Raw genomic sequence first — 2,218 nt, 5'->3', positions numbered from 1 at the left:
CGCGCGCTGCTCGGTGCCATCGACCAGAGCGAATGCATGATCGCAGTTACCGGCGACGAGCGCTCGCTCTGGAAGGATCATGTCGGCGTCTTCAGCCCGGATACACCGATGGCGACGACTGCCGGAACCGAGCAACTGGTCGGCAAGCGCGATTTCGCCGCCGTCAAGCGCGCCCTGGAAGCGGCCGGCTACAAGGGTGAGCGCGTCGTGCTGCTCGACCCGACCGACTATCCGTCGACCCATGCGCTTGCGGCGGTGGCGGCCGACGCCCTGCAAAAATCCGGCGTGAATGTCGAGCTGATCTCGACCGACTGGGGCACGGTCGTCCAGCGTCGCGCCAGCCGCCAGCCCATCGACAAGGGCGGCTGGAGCATCTTCTTCACCTATCTGAACGGCACCAACAATTTCGATCCCGCAAGCCAGCTCGGCATCCGCGGCAATGGCGATCAGGCCTGGTTCGGCTGGCCGAAATCGCCACGCCTCGAAGAACTCCGGCTCGACTGGTTTGCCGCCAAGGACCTCGCGGCTCAGAAAGCCATCTGCGCCGAGATCCAGAAGCAGTTCTTCATCGACGTGCCCTATATCCCGCTCGGCGCCTACTACGAAAAGACCGCCTATCGCGGGATCGCCGGCATGCGGATCGGTTTTGCCCAGTTCTACGACGTCAGGCCGCTGTGACACAGTCCAAGCTTCGGATCGCCGTTCTCCAGTTCGCGCACGAGACGGTGACATTCCTCCCCAACGACACGACGCGGGAAGACTTCATCTATCCGGGCTCCCCAGCCTCCGGCGAAGACCTGCTCGCGACCGACCCCAAGGGCTATATGGGCGGTTTTGTGCAGGTCGCCCGCGAATTCTCGGATGTCCAGCTCGTCGGCATCACCTCGCCGCTCTGGCCGCGTACCGGAACCGGCTCGGGCTGGGTGACCGAGGACGCCTATGAGCATTTCATCGGTATCATGATCGCAGAGCTGAAGGCGCAGCCTCAGTTCGACGGCATCTATCTCGCGCTGCATGGGGCGCTCGCGGTGCGCGGCGTGGCGAGGCCGGAGGCCGATATCGCCCGGCGCGTCCGAGAGGTGGTGGGGACGAAGGCCTTCATCACTGCGACCTTTGACCCGCATGGCAATGAGGACGAATCCTTCCTCGAACAGGCCGACATGGCGTTCTGCGTGAAGTATTTCCCGCATTACGACATGCATCTGCAGGGCGAGCGCGCGGCGCGCATGCTGGTCCGCGCAATACGCGGCAGCTTCAAGCCGGTGCATCGCACCTTGCGCATCCCGATCATGGCGCCGACCGTGGTGATGTGGACCGGCGCGTCGCCCTGGTCGGATCTCATCCAGCGCGCGCTTATCTGGGAGGCGCGCGAGCCCGACGTCTTTGTCAACGTCTTCTTCGGCTTTCCCTGGTCCGACGTGCCCGATGCCGGCATGTCGCTGCAGGTGCTGACCAATGACGACCCCAGCCTCGCCGAGCGCGTCATCCGCGACATGGCCGAGTGGACCTGGCATCGGCGCGACGCATTGCTGGATACCGTCAAGATCTACAAGACGAAGGAGGCGGTCGCTCTGGCCCGCGAGGCCGTCGCCAAAGGCAAAGGCCCCGTCCTGCTCGCCGACTACAGCGATCGCTCGGGCTACGCCACCTGGCTGCTTGAGGAGATTGTCGCGCAGAAGCTCGAACGCGCGCTGATCGCCACGATCGCCTCCCCAGAGGCGGTTCGCGCCGTGATCGAGACCGGCGCCAAGCCGGGCGACCCGTTCGATGCGGAGATCGGCGGCCTCTTCGATGAATCCGCGGGAGCGCCGATCCGGATCTCCGGCACGCTGCGCTCCGTCGGGCCGGCGACGACCGCGCGCGGCCAGGGCAAGGACTGGATCTGCGTCGAATTCGGCAAGGGGAATCTGCTGGTGCTCAGCCCCTATCTCGTCCAGATCATCGAACCTTCGGAGCTCTGGCAACTCGGCCTCGCGCCCGATGAATTCGATGTTATTGCGATCAAGTCGCGCGTGCATTTCCGCCGCGGCTTTGACGACAGTGGCTTCGCGCCGACCATCATCCTAGCCGAACCGCCAGAGCCCTTCATGGGCACCGTTCATCTCGATGCGCTGCCCTACGAGAACCTCTCGCTAAAGGACTATTATCCCTATGGCAGCCCGAGCTTCTCACTGGAAGGCGAGATCCGGCCGCTGTTCGAGCTGGCCGATTTCGGCGA

Annotated in this window: 2 protein-coding genes; both read left to right on the top strand. The window is 64.5% G+C overall.

Annotated features, from left to right (window positions below; genetic code table 11):
• Positions 1 to 678, top strand: a 678-nt coding sequence (locus tag ACIPIA_RS14660) for an ABC transporter substrate-binding protein (RefSeq protein WP_400510607.1), incomplete at its 5' end; no start/stop codon positions are given.
• A 47-nt stretch (positions 679 to 725) separates the two neighbouring features.
• On the top strand, positions 726 to 2,218 hold a 1,493-nt coding region (locus tag ACIPIA_RS14655; protein ID WP_400510606.1), incomplete at its 3' end, for a M81 family metallopeptidase.

This window comes from Allobosea sp. CER48, from assembly GCF_044752385.1.
Classification (GTDB): domain Bacteria; phylum Pseudomonadota; class Alphaproteobacteria; order Rhizobiales; family Beijerinckiaceae; genus Allobosea.
Note: the sequence above shows the minus strand (reverse complement) of the source record. Positions and strands in the feature narration are given on the sequence as shown.